This is a genomic window from Streptomyces sp. NPDC007095 (genome assembly GCF_040634475.1).
Classification (GTDB): Bacteria; Actinomycetota; Actinomycetes; order Streptomycetales; family Streptomycetaceae; genus Streptomyces.
This window is the reverse complement of sequence record NZ_JBEYFS010000022.1, coordinates 1-17,220: the sequence shown is the minus strand read 5'-3', so window position 1 is coordinate 17,220 and position 17,220 is coordinate 1. Positions and strand designations below refer to the sequence as shown.

The following is a 17,220-nucleotide window of genomic DNA, read 5'->3' as shown; positions in this document are numbered from 1 at the left end:
CCTGGCAGCAGAAGTTCAGCGTTTTGATTCAGGAATCATTGACCTGCGTTATGTCTTGTGTGCCGACATGTCTCGGGTTCGAGTGCCCAGCGTTCGCCCGTCATGTCACACCTCCCCTACGGATGAGCTGTGGCGGCACACGTGTTTCGAAATGTTCGTGCACAAGGACAGCAACTCTCCCGCGTACTACGAGTTGAATATTTCGCCGTCCGGGCAATGGGCGCTCTACAGCTTCGACGCCTATCACAAGAACATGACCCCTGTGATCCCTACCCGCCCCCCAAGGGTCCACGCCATCCAAGCCGAGGACCGGCTGGAGGTTCAGGTCCGGGCCGACTTCAGCGGCCGTCCCTGTACCGGCACAATGGCCGTGTCCGCCGTCATCGAGGACTCCGCGTGCGGACTCGCGTATTGGGCAGTCACACATCCTTCGGTCGAGCCCGATTTCCATCACTCCGATAGTTTCATAATCGGCTCTCGACTTTGATCTTGATATCCGAATTCGGACCCATCGCCCCTTTACGACCGAATCCCAGAGACCTCCGATGCGGCCGGCGGTAGTCACGATCGCCACGTAGTAGTCGGCGCATGTAGGTGCCGTGGCCATGCTGGGTGTGCAGGGCATCGGCAGTGATCACGCCGCCGTCCAGGTCGTCGAACGTGTCCAGCAGCGGGGCGAAGGCGGGGATCTCGTTGCTCTTGTCAGCGATCTGCCATTGGGCCGGGACCGTGCCGTTATGGTCCATCGCCACGAGCAGGGCCACGGCCCGCTCCTCACTCGTTCGTGAGCCGCGGACCGTCTTGCCGTCCATCGCGATCGCCTGGTGAGTCGTCCGAGGCAGGGGCGGTCATCCTCACCCCCGAAATTCGACACACCACCCACGTACGACCGACCCGCCCAGCCGTCAACCCCGCCTACCGCCCGGTTTAACGAACTACCGGTAGGCAGCGGCAGGCCGCAACTGAGGGAGGACAGCCCGCCCCATGGCACGGTCCATCGCGATCTCGACCACGACCCGTTCCGGGTCCGGTGCCGGCCTGCGCCCGTAGCGTCGCGCGAAGCGGTCACCGCGTCTTCGACGACGGCTTCGTCGTCGCGCACCTCCGCCGTACCTTCAAGCGTCGCCCAGCGCCCGCCGTCGACTTGGCAGACGGCGACTCAGGCAGGCGTTACGCCATTTACGAGTTGGTGCGTGATATCGGGTGAGGCACCGTGCCTGGCAGGTCGCATGATCCGGATGTGGCGATCATGATCAATCGGACGGTGCTGGCGCATTGGCAGTTCACGGGGATCTCTCGGCGTCATCTCGCGCATCTGGTCGAGGAGTTGGCGGTGCCGCGGCATGCTGACCTTGAGGGCCGCTGCCATGCTGCACGAGGCGGGGCCAGGAAGCGAGCCGCGGGTACCGGCGCCCGCCACCAGCTGGTCTTCATCGACCGGCTGGTGGCCACGCTGATCCATCTGCGCCACGACCTGCCGCACTCGGTGCTCGGACTGCTGTTCGGCGTCGACCGCTCCACCATCACCCGCGCGATCGCACAGATACGCGCGCTCTTGGCCGAGCGAGGGTGCGCGGTCCCCGACCGCCCCGGCCTGCGACTGCGGATTCTGACCGACGTGTTCGCCTACGCCCAGGCGGAAGGTGTCGAGCTGCGGCTGGACGCCACTGAGATCCAGGTCCGCCGGCCAACCGCGGCGGCCGGCGCGCGTTCGTCTCCGGCAAGAAGAAACAGAACACCATGAAGGCCACCGCCATCGCCGACTGGCGGGGCCGCACGTTATGGACCGACACCCTGCGACCTGGATGTATGCACGACACCACAGCCGCCCGAACGAAGGCATCGCCGTCTGCTTCCAGCACTTCCCCGACGTCGAAGTCCTCCTGGACGACGGCTACCTCGGCCTGAGCCGCGACCACTGCGGGCAAGCGATCACACCGCCCAAAAACCGCGGCCGGGAGCACTGCCCGGCAGAGTCGAGCAGTGAGAACGCGACCGCCACGGGCACTCCTCCGACCGCATCACCGTCGAGCATGCCCTCGCCGACCACAAACGCTGGAAGCAACTGATGCGCTGGACCCACCGGCGCGACCGCCTGCCCGACACCTACCGCGCTACCGCCGGCCTCGTCTCCGACCGAACCATCACCGCCTGAATTCAAGCCCTGAACAGGAAAACACTGACCAACCGCTGACACACACCAACTCGTTGGACAGATGCGATCACTGGAGGCTGGCCGCCTCGGCCAGAACGCTCCCCAGCTCGGCCTGAACGCTGTAGCCGAAGAGCAGACCGTAGGCCGCTGCCCTCGGTTGCGGCCCGCTCGTGAATGCGCCCTGACCGAGGGCGAGGGCGCGTGACATTTTTCCCCAGGCGTCCATCGACGCTCTAGATTGTGATCACACCACGCCTCTTGCACCGACGAGGAGGCGACAGGCCGCCCGCTTGCAGCATGGGCGGAGTAGGAGCCCTCTAGGACTTTCCTGGGACTTCGGGCCCCATCAACCGGCACGAGCGTGAAACACCGAAAGATCATTCGCGCAGGTCAGCGGCCAAAGACCCCTCATCGCTGCAGGTCACCGAGCTCGCCGGTCTCTTCCGGGGCATCTGACCGCAGCCGAGCCAGCCGACAGGGGCGGGGTCCAGCAGTGATCACTCGGCGTGTCCGCTGGGCTAGTGCCGCGGCAGGCAACGTTTGCCCGTCAAGGAGCGGCGTCCGGTGCGTGCTCTCGGCGTGCCGGCCGGAAGTCCTCGTACTGGGCGTACTTGGGCTTTCGGCCGGTGCGGCGAGAGTGCGTGCCGGGCGTCGCGACGGGGCGAACGTTGCCTGTTGCGGCACTAGCTGGCTCCGCTGCCCTGTAGCAGGTGACGCCGGTCCTCTCTGGGGAGTATCCGCACCGCTGGGGAGCGCGTGGGGAGGATCGTTCGTATAAGGCGACGCGGCCGTGAAAGACGCTGAAAGACAGAAACTCGCTGGTCAACCAAGGCTTGGAAGAATCGCTCCAGGTCCCGTCCTCTACCCCGACAACTCAACCTCACGCTTTCACGAGGTGGGGTGTCCGATGTTTGATCAAATAAGTGGAGAGCACTTCTGACCTGCAACGACAGGACTTGTCGAGGGTCCTGTTGGCCGCGCGGAAAGAAGTACTCTCCAGGTGAAGAAGCGTATCGGGTCGTACCCGCGTCTCCGCATCGAAAGCGGCGGCCGGGCGGTGGTCTCGCAGGCCGGGGGCGTGCTGCTGGTCGAGACGGTCCGCAAGGCCGGCTTGGGCACCGCGATATCGGCGAGGCTGACGCCGTGGCGGAAGGCTCGGGCGGTGCACGATCCGGGCAAGATCCTGCTGGACGTGGCCCTGGCGGTCGCGTTGGGCGGGGGCTGCCTCGCAGATGTCGGGGTGCTGCGGGCCGAGCCGACCGTGTTCGGGCCGGTGGCCTCCGACCCGACGGTCTCCCGCCTCATCAACACCCTCGCAGCCTCCAGAGAGAAGGCACTGCCGGCCATTCGTGCCGCGCGGGCCGAGGTCCGCCAACGTGTCTGGCAATTGGCCGACCAGGAAGCCCCTGATGCGGGCGGGCCGGTGACCGTGGACCTCGACGGGGTGCTGGTGATCGCGCACTCGGACAAGGAGCACGCCGCACCCACGTGGAAGCAAACCTACGGCCACCACCCGCTGATGGGGTTCGTCGACCACGGACCGGGCGGCACGGGTGAACAGGTCGCGGCCCTGTTCAGAACAGGCAACGCGGAATCGATCACGGCCACCGGCCACATCACCGCCGGCCTGGCCTTGGCCCAGCTGCCGAAGAAGTACCGGCGCGGGCGCCGGACCCTGATCCGCACCGACTCCGCGGGCGGCACCCACGACTTCGTCGCCTGGCTCGCTCAGCGGGGACGGTGGCTGCCCTACTCGGACGGCATAGTGATCACCGAAGCGATCCACCAGCATGTGCTGAAGGTTGCGGCAACGGCCTGGGCATCGGCCGTCGAGCCGGACGGCGAGATCCGCGACGGCGCCTGGGTCGCTGAACTCACCGGCGACGTCCTGGGCGGCTGGCCGAGGGTGCATGCGGTTGACCTGTTTCGCCACCAACACCTCGGGCTGGCCGATCGCCGAGCTCGCTGGCCCTTTGCGGGACAACTGGCCATCAGGGACCAGCAGCTCCGCGTAGAGCTTCACCACCCTCAGCACCTGAGGGATATCCGCCACCCTGACAGAGCCTGACCTGCTCACAGGTCACCTGACACCCCATCAGAACGAGCGTCAGATGAGCGTCACGATGTCGCCCGTAACGCCCACACCGCACACATTGCGAGCGCATAAACCGCAGGTCAGGCTGCTTTCACGGCCGATTCAAGGATGGCGACGCACTCCACGTGATACGTCATCGGGAACACATAGACAACTCCACGAACCGCCCGCTCTGCGCCTTACCGACCGCCCCGTGGCGCACCTTGACCGGGTCAAAGTGCGCCACAGCCCTCGTCAAGCGCCCTGGTCCCCAAGCGGTCCCCAGGAATGATCAAGGGGCCGCTTCAGATCTCCTCTGAAACGACCCCTGACCTGCGACTTCATAAAGTCGGGACGACAGGATTTGAACCTGCGACCCCTTGACCCCCAGTCAAGTGCGCTACCAAGCTGCGCCACGTCCCGGTGCGTTCACCCGCGGTGTTCCGCGTGATCGTGCAGGTAAACCCTACCGCACGTCAGGGGGCGCCCCCGCACACGTGAAGGTACGGCGGGTGCGGGGGCGCTGGTCACGGCACGGCGCGAGCCGCGTTCGCCGGACCTACATCTTGCCGTCGGCGAGCTTCCACTCCCGGTGCAGTGTGCCCAGGGGGACGGCGTGCTGGATGACGGGGGTGCCGAAGATGGCCAGCTGGATCTGGAGGGTGCCGCTCAGGTCGAGGCCGCCGTAGAGGGCCCAGGAACCACTCGCCGCGACGTCGGACTTGGCCTCGGAGCCGACCGGGGTGGTCGCGGTGACCGTGCCCGCGGCCTCACCGCGCAGGTAGGGGGCCAGGTCGGCGGTGACGCCCACGGCGCCGTACAGGCCGACGGTGGCCTGTGCGCCGAGGGCCGCCTTCACGCTTCCGGCGGTCGTGACGGACGTACGGACCGGAGAGCCTGCCATGTGGGACTCGTTGACCGGTGTCCAGCCCGCCGCCGTGCCGAAGGTGCCGCCCGCCTTGAAGTCGCCCTTGAGGTCCTGTTCGACGTCGACGGTGACGTTGCCGTCGCCGCCGATCTCGAAGTAGCAGGTCAGGTCGAGGTTCACGACGACGGGGATGGGGCCGACCTGGAGGACGGGGTCGGCGTGCAGCTTCGCGAACGGCAGCCGGACCGGCTTGGTGGAGGCGGCAGCGCGCCCCTTGAGCGCCCACTGCGAGGTCCAGTCGCCGGAGACCCCGAGGTAGGCCGCCCGCGGTCCGGAAGCGGCGGAGCCGGTGGAACCGTTGGAGGCGGTGGAGCTGTCGCCTCCGTAGGAGAAGTCCACCTCGGGCTTGACCTGGACGAAGCCGGACACGGATGCGGCCGCCGAGGCCGGTGCCCCCTCGGCCGTGGCGACCTTCGTCGCGACATCGACCCGCAGGCTGCCGAGCGGGACCTTCGTCCCCTCGAGGCCGGAGTGGATGTCTCCCGTCTTCGCCCAGGAGACCTTCACGTCGGGCAGCAGCCGCTCGACGTCGAAGGAGGCCGGGTCGACCGGGACGGTGCCCTTCGCGTCGTCGTCGCCCAGCAGCGTGTCCAGGGTCGTCGGCGCGGTCTGGACCTCGGTGCCGTCGGCCGTCTCACCGATCACCTTGGTGACCTTGGCGAGGAGTCCGTCCGGGGCGCCGGGCGCGGGGGCACTGGCGATGACGTCGCCGACGGCGGTGCGGCCCGGCGTCGCGGTGCCCGCGGAGGTCGGGGTCCCGGTCGGGGACGGCGATGAAGTCCCCTTGCCGACAGTCGATATGACGGCTCGTCGGGTGTGGTTGTCGTACGACTTCACCGTGAGCGAGGTCTTGCGGGCCTTCCCGCCGGCCGTACCGGGGCGCGCGACGGCGGTCGAGGTGGCCGCCGCGGCGGGGGCGGCGGCGACGGCGAGCGGTTGGTCGCTGTTCGCAGTCGCGGTCGCGGATGCGCCGGAGTCCGGGGTCCGTTCGGCGGCGGAGCTCTGGCCCGGGTCTGCGGAGCAGCCGGCGGCGAGGAGGAGGGCGGAGGCGGCGAGCGCGGGCACGAGGGCGCGCAAGGGCCGCTTGCGGATGCGCAAGATCAGTCCTGAGGGGGGGGTGGGGGTGGCATGGGATTACCAGCGAGTAACTAGATGTGAGCATGCCATGAAGACGTGAAGCCCTGCTTCACGTTTCCACCCCCTCCAGGGGTGATGTACGCCACGATCACGCGTCGAGAGTGGCCGATAGCCTCATCAACTCATCCGAGTGTCACCTCAATTGACGGACTATCACGCATTGGGGTCGAACGGGATACCGGCCGGCTTCGCCTTCTCCAGGTGGTAGTTGAAGTTGCCGTCCTTGAGGCCGAAGACGGCACTGCCGAAGTCGTAGGCGCTCAGCTTGTCGCGCAGACCGGCGGGGTAGCCGTTCCAGCCGACCAGGTCGGGGAACTGCCAGGCGTGGTAGTGGTTCTCCGGCGGTTCGTCGTTCGCGTTCGCGGGGCGGAAGCAGTGGGTGCTCAGACCGTCCTTGTGATAGACGACCTTGGGGTGGGTTCCGTCCCAACGGATCTGGTCACGGCCGTAGACGTTGAAGTTGCCGTGGGCGGAGGTGGAAACGTACTGGGCCTCGTTGTTCTGCACCCACACCACGACGTGTTCCCAGTCGTTGCGGTGCCCGCCGAGGCCGCTGCCGAGCACGGCCTGGTCCTTCTCGAAGTAGAGGCCGTACATGATGGCGCACCAGCCGTTGTTGCACTTCTCGCGCGAGTAGCCGTTGGTGTTGTCGAGGTCCGAGGCGTCGTGGCACTGACCGTTGAGGGCGCCGGACGGGTTGAGGCCGGGATTGATCGTCCCGTCGGGACCGATGGCGGGGGTGGGGTAGCAGCCGTCCGTGTCGTAGTCGAAGGCCGGCTGGAACGTCTGCTCCAGTCCGTCCGCGTCGGCGGGCAGGGCCTGGGGCGGGGCGGCGAGGGCGCTGCCGGGGAAGGCGACGACCAGGGCGACCGCACTGCCGAGGATGAGCGAGACCTTGCGGATGCGCGAGCTTCTCTTCACTGCGTCCTCCTGATCGACCGCGATGTGGGGGCGGGCCGGGCACACCCGGTCGGATTGGCATGCCCAGATCACCATTCCCCCTCTCGTCGACAACGCAAGCGTCAGGGGGTGTCTGAGTGATGAAAGGTCAACCAACTGACAAGGAGGCGGAGTTGGCAACGGCGCCCCGCCCTGCCGCCGGGGCGCGGGGCACAGGGCGCACGGCGCACGGCGCACGGCGCAGGACACGCGCGAGGAGGCGGTGTCGCGAGTGCGGCCGGTACGGCCAGTACGACGAGGCCACCCGACGGCAGCGCGGCGGCTGCACCGCGACTGCCGCACGGGACCTGGGCGCGGTGAGCGACCCCGTCCAACGGGTCTTCCTCGATGGCGCCCCGAGGGTACGGCTACACCCCGGACGTCACTTCGGCGGAGCCGACGAGGGCAGGCGCTTGAGCCACCGGGTGGCGAGTGGGCAGGCGAGCGTCGCGGCCAGGATCCCCGCCAGGGTGGTGACACGGTGCGTGCAGTCGGGAAGCAACCGGCCGACGGGTTCGAAGACCAGCGCCTGCACGACCACGAAGGCGGCGGTGGCCGCGAAGAAGCCCCCGGCCGACTCCTTGGTCCACCGCCGCCCCTCCGACGTAGCGATTGCGGACCCCGCCTCCGGGGGTGGCGCGAACGGGTCGGTCACGCTCCCGTTGCACCGGTCACCGATCGGCACGACAAGACGCACGATCGACGGCACCACCCAGTGCCGTCGGACGGACGTACGTACGACGGCTGCACGTGTGGCAGTCCGCGCGGGGCGGCCACACGGGGCGGCCACAGGGGCGCCCTCATCTGCGGGTCTCGGGCCCCCAGTACTCCGGACCGACACCGCGCCAGTCGATGAGGGGGGACACCGCCGCGGTCACGGGGTCCACGTCAAGACCCGCGCGTCGCAGGAATTCGGACAGGTCCTCCAGGTTGTAGGCCAACCCGAGGTTCTCGCCGTGCACTCGGACTCGGCGGCCACCGGTGTCACTCGGCGGAGCCACGATGACAGGCAACGGTTCAGACATGGATCCAGCCTCGCCTCTCCGGTCCCGGCCTGCATCCCGGCCCTGGAAGTGTGGGTACGTCATACCCGAATTCAAGCACGTGTTCGATTTTCAGCGCACGACCACCCGCCACTCGTGCGACGTTCAGCGGTGGACGGCCCTGATCGGCGCCCGGTCGACCGCTGCGGCCACCCTCCCGCACGAAGCAGGAGCACCCCCTCGTTCGCGATGTCTTCCCGGACCTCGTCGCCGAACTGTGGCCACCCTCCTGGAGGAGGAGGGGGAAAGCGAGCCGGCCATCTGCGTGCGGGATGTCCGCCTGGCGGGTGAGTGCGACTGCGGTGACGACTTCCGCCAGAGCATCCGGACGGCAGATCATCCGCAGGGGAAGCCGTTCGGCCCGGGCCATCGGCGTGTACCGCTCACGCCCTCGAAAGGCATGCTGATCCTGGACGTCGCGGACGGCCGGATCATGTACATCGAGATCATTGATCGACCGCCCATGCACCGCCGGACGGCCCGGTCCTGACCGAAGCGGCCGGGCGTCGCCGAGCAGCCGGTGGTCACACCCCGGCGTCGGGAGCCTCGATGATCTTGCCGTTCTCGTCGATGGTGTGGGTGCTCCAGTAGGTGTCCCACTTGTCGCCGACGTGCTGGGGGACCTTCCCTTCGGGATAGCGGACGTACCCCTTCGGCGGCTCGTCACCGTTGGACACGCAGGTGCTGCCGGTGCCGCCCACCGCCATGACCGGGTACTCGCCACCACCGCAGCTCGCGTCCTCGGTGGAGCAGCCGGTCAGCATCGCGAGGGTCACGCAGGCCAGCGCGAGGCCCAGTGCGGACCGGGCCGGGCCACTGCTGATCACGGACGACGGGCGGTGAACTCGGCTTGCCATACCCACGATGACTCCCTTTGGACGGCTTGTGGGACCAGCCTGCGCGAGGCAAGGAAGTCGATCATGAGTACGCGTACTCGGATGCGGTGGGCCGTCCTACCCGATTCCGCGTAGGCACGGGGCGGCCGACCCCGCCCGACCGAGCCGCCCTCAGTCCCGGTCGGCGATTCGGTTGAGCCACTCCTCCATGAGGCCGCGTTCCGGCGCCGTCAGGGCGTCGGTCTGCGGGAGTACGGCCCGGAGGGTGACGGCGGCAGCCACGGGCCCGGGTGCGGGCGCGGCAGGGGCGTCCGTGGCGATCGCCGCGATGACCGCCTCGCGGGCGGTGCGGGACAGCTCCGGGTCGCGGCGGTCTTCGGGGGTGGCGATGAGCGTGAGCGTCGTACCGCAGCCGGCCGCGTGGACGAGGTCCGCGGCGCGGTCCTCGGGGACGCGCAGCCGGCCCGCCTCGGCGACGCGCCGTATGTGCCCGGCGAGGACCCCGAAGGCGGCGAGCGCCGCGGGCGAGGGTGCGCCGGGGCGGTACCGGCCGTACATCAGGGTGTACAGCGCAGGGTTGGCCAGGCCGAGGCCGACGTGCAGATCCCAGCCGGCGCGAAGGTCCTCGACCGGGTCATCGGTGGGTTTCCGGGCGGTCTTGCTGGTCAGGTACGCGGTGAAGCCGTGGGCGACGACCGCGTCGAGCAGGCCCTCTTTGTCGCCGAAGAGCCGGTAGATGGCCGGCGGCTGCACGCCCGCCGCGGCGCTCACCGCCCGGGTGGAGACCGCGTCCGGCCCGCCTTCGGCCAGCAGCCGGGCGGCGGCCACGACGATGCGTTCACGGTGCCCGTCCGCCGCGGTGACGTCCTCACTCTCCATGATTCCGACGATAACAGAATCCTGTTACCGATGTGAGTTTCCAGTGGTACCGTCATCGCGTTATCGATGGAAACAGGGAAGAGGTTGTCATGATCATCGTCACCGGCGCCAATGGCGCACTCGGCCGGCTGATCACCGAGCGGCTGCTGGAGCGCGTCCCCTCCGAGCGGATCGGCGTCAGTGTGCGCGACCCGCAGAAGGCACGGGAGCTCGAAGACCGGGGCGTGCGCGTCCGCCAGGGCGATTTCGGCGACCCCGCTGGCCTCGCGGACGCCTTCGAGGGCGCCCAGCAGGTCCTCGTCGTGTCGACGGACAGCACCGGCGTGGACGCCGTCCACCACCACCGCACCGCCATCGAGGCCGCGGCGGCAGCCGGAGCCGAGCGCATCCTCTACACCAGCCACATGGGCGCGGACCCGTCCTCCCCCTTCGCTCCGATGCGCGACCACGCCGCCACCGAGGCGGCGCTCCGGGAGTCCGGGGTCTTCTTCACCTCGCTGCGCAACGGCTTCTACGCCTCCTCAGCCGTGATGCTGCTGGGCCACGCGCTCGAGACGGGCGAGCTGGCCGCGCCGGAGGACGGACCGGTCGCCTGGACCGCCCACGCCGACCTCGCCGAGGCTGCGGCGCTCGCACTCACCGGCGGGGGCCTCGACGGGACGACACCCGCGCTCACCGGCCCCGAGTCGCTCGACCTGGCGGATATCGCGGCGATCGCCGCGCGGCTCACGGGCCGCGAAGTCCGCCGGGTGGTCGTCTCCGACGCCGACTACCGCGCGAGCCTGCTCGCCCGCGGTCTGCCCGAGGCCGGCGCCGACCTGCTTCTCGGCCTGTTCGCCGCGAGCCGGCAGGGACAGTTCGCTCCGGTCGACCCCACGCTGGGCCGCCTGCTCGACCGCCCCACGACGGCCTTGGCGGACGTCCTGAAGACAACGATCACGCCGACCGGCTGACGTCCGGGTTCCCCGTCGGTCGCAGCGGACGACGGCCTCGTCCGCCGTGCGGACGGACCCGCGGCGTTCAGGCGCGCGTCCGCCAGCCGTGGTCGACCGGTCCGAGGCCCGAGCCCAGGGCGAATCCCGCCGCGATCGCGCCGGTGACGTACTCCTTCGCCAGCCGCACCGCCTCCGGCACCGCCCGCCCCTGCGCCAGCCCCACCGCGATGGCCGAGGCCAGGGTGCAACCGGTGCCGTGCGTATGGCGGTTGTCGTGGCGCGGGGCCCGGAACCAGTGCTGTTCGGTGCCGTCGGTCAGCAGGTCGACGGCCTCGCCGGGCAGGTGGCCGCCCTTCACCAGGACCCAGCGGGGCCCGTACGACAGCAGTTGTTCCGCGGCCCGGCACATGTCCCGCTCACCGGTGGCCTTGATCCCGGTCAGCTCGGCGGTCTCGTCGAGATTCGGGGTGGCCACCGTCGCCAGCGGCAGCAGAGCGGTCCGTACGGCGTCCAGCGCGTCGTCCGCCAGCAGCCGGTCGCCGTGCTTGGAGACGCTCACCGGGTCCACCACCACGGGCGCGCCGACGTCCGAGAGCAGTTCGGCCACGGTCTCGACGAGCAGGGGCGAGGCGAGCATGCCGGTCTTCACGGCCTGCACACCGATGTCGTCCACGACGCTGCGGTACTGCGCGCGCACCGCCTCGGCGGGAAGCTCCCAGGCTCCCTGTACGCCGAGGGAGTTCTGCGCGGTGACGGCGGTGAGCACGCTCATCCCGTGCGCGCCCAGCGCGAGCATGGTCTTCAGGTCGGCCTGGATGCCGGCGCCGCCCCCGGAGTCCGATCCGGCGATGGTCAGGACGCGGGGCGGGGCGGTCGGCTTGTTCGCGGGCATGGTGGGTGTCACTCCGTACGAAGGGGGTGAGGGGGCGGGGTCAGCGGCGCAGGCGCAGCGGGACATAGACCAGCAGGGCCGCGACGAACGCCACCCCGTAGGCGGTGTCGGCGCCGTGCAGGGCATGCGCGACGGGGCCGACGTACAGGCTGGTGCTCATGAACGGCACCGCGGCGGCGAAGGCGGCGACGAACGCCACGAGCGCGGGCCACCACGGACGCGGGCGGGCGCTCTCGTCGGCCAGGTCGACGGGTGCGCCGCCGCGGGCCCTGGCCCGGGCGAGCCAGTCGACGGCGACGATCGCGACGAACCCGGGAATCCAGTAGCCGACGAACAGCAGGACGTTCTGGAAGCGGGCCGTGGTGTCGGCGGCGTGCATCCACAGCACGAGCGGGAAGCCCAGGACGGCGGCCAGCGCCGCGGCGGCCGGGCGCGGCAGCCGTACGCCCATGGTCTGCAGGGCGAGCGAGCCGCTGTAGTCGTTCATGGCGTTGCTGCTCAGTGCGGCGAGCGCCACGGCGAGCAGGCCGAACGCGCCGAGGGCGCCCCCGCCGAGCAGGGTGTCGACGCCGCGGGCGGTCTGGTCGGTGAAGACGGCTGCGCCCCACAGTCCGAGCGCCTGGACGGCCACGAAGGACACGCTGACGCCGGCCAGGGTGTACCAGAACATGCGCGGGCGGGACGCCGTGCGCGGCAGATAGCGGCTGAAGTCGCTCGCGTACGGGGCCCACGACAGCGCAAGGCTGAGCGCGATGGTGCAGGTCAGGACGAAGGCCCCGGCCCGGTCGGCGCCATGGGCGGTTGCGGCGGGGGTGGTGTGGGCGCCGCTCAGGAGCTTCACGGTCAGGGCCACGAACGCGGCGGCGAGGGCGAAGGTCATCACGGTCTGGAGCCGGTGGATCGCCTCGTAGCCGAGGACGCCGAGCGCCCCCTGCGCCGCCATCATGACGAGCACACCCAGCCAGAACGGCCAGCCGCACAGCTGGGCCAGCGCGTCCCCGCCGAAGAGGCCGATCAGCGCGTCCCAGGCGATGGACGACAGCCACTGCAGGGCGCCGGGGACGACCACGGCCCGGCCGAACGCGAGGCGGGCGAGCGGCAGCTGTCCGGCGCCGGTCTGGCTCCCCCAGGTGCCGAGGTACGCGGTCGGAACCGCCCCCAGGAGGGTGCCCAGCACGACGGCGGCGAGCGCGGTGGAGAAGTCCAGGCCGAGCGCGATGCCGACGGTGCCGGTGAACACGCCGGTCATGGTCAGGTTGGGGGCGAACCACACGGTGAACAGACGGCCGGGGCCGCCGTAGCGGTGGTCCTCCGGGACCGGGGCGATTCCGCGCGCCTCGACGTGCAGATCCCCAGGGGCGGTGGGCATCCGCCCGTCGAATACGCCCTGCGGGCCTCCGACGGCCACCTCAGCGCGAGCGTTACGGGCATACGGCAACGACATGAGACATCCCTCCGCCAGTCCTAACTGGTTCAGGTTCGACGGGTGTGATCTCAGCCCTCGTGCGGGGCACCCCGTGTCCGGTTCGGCGGTCAGGATAGCCCGGCGGGCGCGGTATGCCCCAGGGGGAGGGGTCCGCACGGCACCGCTGCTACGCGTCGGCGCTCGGCTCCCTGCCCTCGTACGCCGCCGTCAGCAGCGCCAGCACACCGTCCACGGTGACCTCGCGCGGGTTCGGATACGTCTGTGCGACGGCCTGTTCGGCGGCCACCGCCAGGTCGGTCTTCTTGAGACCGAGTTCGGCGAGGCTCCGGGGAGCACCGAGGTCCCCGGCCAGCGCCCGCAGGGCATGGGGGACGTCGTCGGTGCAGCCCAGGGCCCGCGAGAGCGCGGTGATCGCCCGGGGCGCGGCGGGCGCGTTGAAAGCGAGGGCGTACGGGAGGACCACCGTGTGCGTCTCGGCGTGCGGCAGGCCGAAGGTGCCGCCGAGAACGTGGCACAGCTTGTGGTGCAGGCCCATGGTGGTGGCGCCGAGACAGGCGCCGCAGAGCCAGGCGCCGTACAGGGCCCGGCCGCGCGCGTCGAGGTCGCCTGGGGCGGCGGCCACCAGCGGCAGGGCCCCTGTCATCGCCCGTACGCCCTCCTCGGCCATGAGCGAGACGAGGGGCGAGGCGTCGGGCGCGTAGAGGGCCTCGACGGCGTGGGCGAGCGCGTTGACGCCGCTGGTGACGGTGAGGGGCACGGGGAGCGAGAGGGTGAGCTCGGGGTCGTAGACGACGCTGCGGGGCTGGACGGCGAGGTCGCGTCCGGTGCGCTTGGCGCCGTGCTCGGTGAGTCCCCAGACCGGGGTCATCTCGGAGCCGGAGTAGGTGGAGGGCACGGCGATCAGGGGCAGGCCGGTGCGCAGCGCGATCGCCTTGCCGAGGCCGATCGCCGAGCCACCGCCGACCGCGACACACCCGTCGGCGCCTGCCGCGCGCGCCGCCTCGACGGCCCGGTCGGCGACCTCTACGGGTACGTGCATCCGGGCCTCGGCGTGCAGCCCCGCGCAGGCGTCGCCCAGGGCGTCCGCGACCGCGCGTGCCGTGTCCTCGCCCCTGCCGCCGCAGACCACCAGCACCCTGCGCAGCCCGAGCCGGGCGGCCTCGTCGGGGGTCGCGGAGACGGCGGCGCCGGGCCGGAAGACGATCCGCGCGGGCTGGGTCTCGTACGAGAAGTCGAGCGGGGTGTTCATGTCGGTCATGGTGCTCGTTCCGGTTCCAGTACGAGGTCGAAGCGGGCGTGGCGGAAGGGGTTCGGGACGCCGAACTCCCCCGCCAGGGACGGGTCGTCGGTCTCCGTGAAGTCCTGGACCAGGCTCTTCTTGACCGCGAACACCGCGTCGGAGTCGAGGTAGTCGCTGCCCGCGACGAAGATGTGCGTGGTGACCGGGGCGTGGCCCTCGGCCGAGGCGATGAAGTGGATGTGGGCGGGGCGGTAGGGGTGCCGGGCCGTGGCGCGCAGCAGTTCACCGACCGGGCCGTCGGTGGGGATCGGGTACGGGCTCGGTACGCAGGTGCGGAACCAGAAGCGGCCCTCGGCGTCGGCCGTGAACAGTCCCCGCCCGTTGCCGGCCGGCTGGACGTCCGGCTGCTGGACGTCGTAGTAGCCCTCGGAGTCGGCCTGCCACACGTCGAGGACCGCGCCCGGCAGCGGGGTGCCGCCCTTGCCCAGTACCCGGCCGCTGACCACGCACGGCTCACCCCTGCCCACCAGGTCGAGGTTCGCGCCGAGTGCGCGGATCGGCGATCTGGTCAGGTGGAACGGGCCGAGGACCGTCGACTCGGTGGCACCCGGGTCGCGGTGGCCGCCCAGCGTCTCCACGAGCATCGAGACACCGAGCACGTCCGACAGCAGGATGAACTCCTGGCGGGTGTCGGTGCACTGCTGTCCGGTCGCGGTCAGGAATCCGATCGCGCGTTCCCATTCCGCCATCGTCGGCTCCGTCTCGCGCACGAAGTCGTGCAGATGACGGGTGAGCGCGCCGAGCAGTTCACGCAGACGCGGATCGGCCGTGCCCCGGAGGCTGTCGACGACGGCGTCGGTGATGCCGTGCGTGAAGTCGGTCGCGGCATCGGCCGTCGTCGAACGGTTCGGTTCGTCTGTCATGCCGCTCCTCGTGGTGCTATCGGGACTGGTCGCCGTCGGTGCCCGGGTCCACGAAGTGGAAGCCGGGCTCGGGAAACCTGGCGAACGCCCGGTGGGGCACGGACGAGGTGTAGGCACCCGCGAGGGAGAACACCACACGGTCGCCGGCCCGCAGCCCCGGCGCCCGGACGTGCCGGACCAGGACGTCCCTGGAGGTGCTCAACTGGCCGGTGAGCGTGACCCGTTCACGGCGTACCACGGGCCGCGGCCAGGAGTAGGGCCACACGTCCACTTCGAGTACGGACCAGGGCTGGTCGGGCCACGGCTGGTCGGGCCTCCTGGACGCCGACGTGCGCAGGTTCACCGCGCCACCGCGGACGACGGCGAAGTCCTCGTGTGCGCCGTGCTCGACATCCAGCACCTCGCTCGCGTACCAGCCGCAGTACGCGGTCAGCGCGCGACCGGGCTCGATACTCAGGGTCAGTTCCGGGTGGGCGGCGACGAGTCGGGCGAGTCCCTCGCCGTACGACTGCCAGTCGAAACGGCGTTCGGGGTGCTCGTAGTCCACCGCCATGCCGCCCCCGACGTTCACCTCGGGGAGGCGCAGGCCGTGCCGCGCGGCGAGTTCACCGGTCCAGGCGACGACGCTCTCGGCCACCGCGAGGTGTTCGGGGGCGTGCAGGCCGTTGGCCAAGTGGGCGTACACGCCGCGCAGTTCGAGGTTCGGGTAGCTGCCGTCGGTGAGCAGGCCGACGATCGTGTCCGCCTGTGCCGGGTCGAGGCCGGAGGTCCTGCGGTTCCGGCCGCCGTCGGCGAACAGATGGCCGGCCACCGGGAGGTTGAAGCGCGGCAGGACCGCCACCCGGCCGGCCGCAGCGTGCCGCTGGGCCAGCCCGGCCAGCATGTACAGCTCGTACTCGCTCTCCACGAGGAAGCGTGTCACGCCCCGCTCCAGCGCGTCCAGGAGCTCCGTCGGGGTCTTGTCCTGGCCGCCGAAGGCCAGTGGGTGGTCCGGCGCCGCCCGGGTGACGTGGGCCAGTTCGCTGTCGGTGGAGACCTTGTAGCCGTCGACGTACGGGGCGAGCGCGGTCAGGATCTCCGGTTCCCGGTTGGCCTGGGTCGCGTAGTACAGCTCGACGCGCTCGGGCAGCGCGGCCCGCACCGACGCGGCGTGTGCGCGCAGTGCCGCCAAGTCGTACACGTAGGCGGGAAGTTCCGTGGGCGGCAGGGTCAGGATGCGATCGCGCACCGCGAGTGAGGGTGTGTTCATGGGACACTCCGGGTCGTATGGCGCAGGATACCGTCGGCACGCGACGAGGGCGGCGGACGGGGACCGGAGGAGCGGCCCAGCGGACGCGGGCGGCCGGGGACATGACACGTGCCACGGCAGCCGCCGAAATCGACGGGGCCGGATCGACGCGCTCCCCGTGCGGGGCCGGATCGACGCGCCACCCGTTCGGGGCCGGTCGGCCCCGGCGGGGCACCATGGGGGTACCGACCGATCGTCCGGTTCGGCGCGGCGGCCGGGAACCGGAAGACCGGCGGCGCCGTGCTCCGGCACGCCGACGCCTCCGCTCGCAGGGCCCGCGCCCTGTGGCATCCCACCATCATGCTGATCCGCGACTCCATACCCGAGGCCCCACACGATCTCTACCCGGTGGGAGATCCTTCGGCACCTCGAGCGGTCGGCGGTGTGGCGGCCCGTCACCCGGACCCGGCGGATCCTGAACCTGGCCGGCGGTGCATGGGCTGGCTGATGGTTCGGCAGTCGGCCGGGACTCAGCTGAAGGAGTCGCCGCAGGCGCAGGAGCCCGTCGCGTTCGGGTTGTCGATC

General features: G+C 70.4%; 15 protein-coding genes, 1 tRNA gene, 3 pseudogenes and 1 riboswitch. Of the genes and pseudogenes, 4 read left to right on the top strand and 15 right to left on the bottom strand.

The window, feature by feature from the left end:
- The first annotated feature begins 151 nt into the window (after positions 1–151).
- Entirely contained in the window at positions 152–487 is a 336-nt protein-coding gene (locus ABZ656_RS10485; protein WP_101402231.1) for a hypothetical protein, read from the top strand.
- Here the strand turns inward: ABZ656_RS10485 and ABZ656_RS10480 are convergent.
- Positions 465–812, bottom strand: coding sequence for a hypothetical protein (locus ABZ656_RS10480; RefSeq protein WP_360266444.1), 348 nt, complete (start codon positions 810–812; stop codon positions 465–467). The two genes, ABZ656_RS10485 and ABZ656_RS10480, sit on opposite strands and share 23 nt — an antisense overlap.
- Before the next feature lie 123 nt (positions 813–935).
- Positions 936–1,165 (bottom strand): annotated as a pseudogene (locus ABZ656_RS10475) (nitrilase); the annotation flags it as partial.
- An 84-nt stretch (positions 1,166–1,249) separates the two neighbouring features.
- Between ABZ656_RS10475 and ABZ656_RS10470 the strand changes: the two are divergent.
- A pseudogene (locus ABZ656_RS10470) lies at positions 1,250–2,155 on the top strand (transposase family protein).
- A 67-nt stretch (positions 2,156–2,222) separates the two neighbouring features.
- On the opposite strand, the gene ABZ656_RS10465 reads toward ABZ656_RS10470, so the two are convergent.
- Entirely contained in the window at positions 2,223–2,363 is a 141-nt protein-coding gene (locus ABZ656_RS10465; protein WP_180362197.1) for a hypothetical protein, read from the bottom strand.
- A gap of 792 nt (positions 2,364–3,155) precedes the next feature.
- On the opposite strand from ABZ656_RS10465, the pseudogene ABZ656_RS10460 reads away from it, so the two are divergent.
- Positions 3,156–4,119 (top strand): annotated as a pseudogene (locus ABZ656_RS10460) (transposase); the annotation flags it as partial.
- Positions 4,120–4,578: 459 nt separating this feature from the next.
- Here the strand turns inward: ABZ656_RS10460 and ABZ656_RS10455 are convergent.
- The 7 genes from ABZ656_RS10455 to ABZ656_RS10425 form a co-directional block, all read right to left on the bottom strand.
- A tRNA-Pro gene (locus tag ABZ656_RS10455) sits at positions 4,579–4,652 on the bottom strand.
- 136 nt (positions 4,653–4,788) lie between these two features.
- Entirely contained in the window at positions 4,789–6,249 is a 1,461-nt protein-coding gene (locus tag ABZ656_RS10450; protein WP_360266508.1) for a hypothetical protein, read from the bottom strand.
- Between the two features lie 198 nt (positions 6,250–6,447).
- Positions 6,448–7,215 (bottom strand): NPP1 family protein, encoded by a 768-nt coding sequence (locus ABZ656_RS10445; RefSeq protein WP_360266441.1) that lies wholly within the window; start codon positions 7,213–7,215, stop codon positions 6,448–6,450.
- A 400-nt stretch (positions 7,216–7,615) separates the two neighbouring features.
- A complete protein-coding gene (locus ABZ656_RS10440) occupies positions 7,616–7,888 on the bottom strand; it encodes a hypothetical protein (protein ID WP_129592159.1) in 273 nt (90 codons plus the stop codon).
- Positions 7,889–8,033: 145 nt separating this feature from the next.
- A complete protein-coding gene (locus ABZ656_RS10435) occupies positions 8,034–8,258 on the bottom strand; it encodes a hypothetical protein (RefSeq protein WP_180362196.1) in 225 nt (74 codons plus the stop codon).
- Positions 8,259–8,800: 542 nt separating this feature from the next.
- Positions 8,801–9,133: a hypothetical protein gene (locus ABZ656_RS10430; RefSeq protein ID WP_360266437.1), complete on the bottom strand. Its 333-nt coding sequence runs from the start codon at positions 9,131–9,133 to the stop codon at positions 8,801–8,803.
- A gap of 150 nt (positions 9,134–9,283) precedes the next feature.
- On the bottom strand, positions 9,284–9,991 hold the full coding sequence (locus ABZ656_RS10425) for a helix-turn-helix domain-containing protein (RefSeq protein WP_360266434.1): 708 nt from the start codon (positions 9,989–9,991) through the stop codon (positions 9,284–9,286).
- Between the two features lie 89 nt (positions 9,992–10,080).
- On the opposite strand from ABZ656_RS10425, the gene ABZ656_RS10420 reads away from it, so the two are divergent.
- Positions 10,081–10,944, top strand: a complete 864-nt coding sequence (locus tag ABZ656_RS10420) for an NAD(P)H-binding protein (RefSeq protein WP_360266431.1) — start codon at positions 10,081–10,083, stop codon at positions 10,942–10,944.
- A 67-nt stretch (positions 10,945–11,011) separates the two neighbouring features.
- Here the strand turns inward: ABZ656_RS10420 and thiD are convergent, their stop codons facing one another.
- The 5 genes from thiD to ABZ656_RS10395 form a co-directional block, all read right to left on the bottom strand.
- Entirely contained in the window at positions 11,012–11,818 is an 807-nt protein-coding gene (gene thiD, locus ABZ656_RS10415) for a bifunctional hydroxymethylpyrimidine kinase/phosphomethylpyrimidine kinase (RefSeq protein ID WP_101402223.1), read from the bottom strand.
- Positions 11,819–11,858: 40 nt separating this feature from the next.
- Positions 11,859–13,262, bottom strand: coding sequence for a cytosine permease (locus ABZ656_RS10410; protein WP_101402222.1), 1,404 nt, complete (start codon positions 13,260–13,262; stop codon positions 11,859–11,861).
- A riboswitch (TPP riboswitch) is annotated at positions 13,252–13,346 on the bottom strand. It overlaps the preceding gene by 11 nt.
- A 64-nt stretch (positions 13,347–13,410) precedes the next feature.
- Positions 13,411–14,493: a maleylacetate reductase gene (locus tag ABZ656_RS10405; protein ID WP_101403947.1), complete on the bottom strand. Its 1,083-nt coding sequence runs from the start codon at positions 14,491–14,493 to the stop codon at positions 13,411–13,413.
- 5 nt (positions 14,494–14,498) lie between these two features.
- A complete protein-coding gene (locus ABZ656_RS10400; RefSeq protein WP_101402221.1) occupies positions 14,499–15,407 on the bottom strand; it encodes an intradiol ring-cleavage dioxygenase in 909 nt (302 codons plus the stop codon).
- A gap of 16 nt (positions 15,408–15,423) precedes the next feature.
- A complete protein-coding gene (locus tag ABZ656_RS10395; RefSeq protein ID WP_360266426.1) occupies positions 15,424–16,656 on the bottom strand; it encodes an alanine racemase in 1,233 nt (410 codons plus the stop codon).
- Positions 16,657–17,220: the final 564 nt, after the last annotated feature.

Coding starts and splice junctions, on each gene's coding strand:
- ABZ656_RS10425 (WP_360266434.1), bottom strand. CDS start 9,991: ATGGAGAGTGAGGACGTCACCGCGGCGGACGGGCACCGTGAACGCATC.
- ABZ656_RS10405 (WP_101403947.1), bottom strand. CDS start 14,493: ATGAACACCCCGCTCGACTTCTCGTACGAGACCCAGCCCGCGCGGATC.
- ABZ656_RS10435 (WP_180362196.1), bottom strand. CDS start 8,258: ATGTCTGAACCGTTGCCTGTCATCGTGGCTCCGCCGAGTGACACCGGT.
- ABZ656_RS10480 (WP_360266444.1), bottom strand. CDS start 812: ATGGACGGCAAGACGGTCCGCGGCTCACGAACGAGTGAGGAGCGGGCC.
- ABZ656_RS10430 (WP_360266437.1), bottom strand. CDS start 9,133: ATGGCAAGCCGAGTTCACCGCCCGTCGTCCGTGATCAGCAGTGGCCCG.
- ABZ656_RS10400 (WP_101402221.1), bottom strand. CDS start 15,407: ATGACAGACGAACCGAACCGTTCGACGACGGCCGATGCCGCGACCGAC.
- ABZ656_RS10410 (WP_101402222.1), bottom strand. CDS start 13,262: ATGTCGTTGCCGTATGCCCGTAACGCTCGCGCTGAGGTGGCCGTCGGA.
- ABZ656_RS10465 (WP_180362197.1), bottom strand. CDS start 2,363: ATGTCACGCGCCCTCGCCCTCGGTCAGGGCGCATTCACGAGCGGGCCG.
- ABZ656_RS10395 (WP_360266426.1), bottom strand. CDS start 16,656: ATGAACACACCCTCACTCGCGGTGCGCGATCGCATCCTGACCCTGCCG.
- thiD (WP_101402223.1), bottom strand. CDS start 11,818: ATGCCCGCGAACAAGCCGACCGCCCCGCCCCGCGTCCTGACCATCGCC.
- ABZ656_RS10485 (WP_101402231.1), top strand. CDS start 152: ATGTTCGTGCACAAGGACAGCAACTCTCCCGCGTACTACGAGTTGAAT.
- ABZ656_RS10420 (WP_360266431.1), top strand. CDS start 10,081: ATGATCATCGTCACCGGCGCCAATGGCGCACTCGGCCGGCTGATCACC.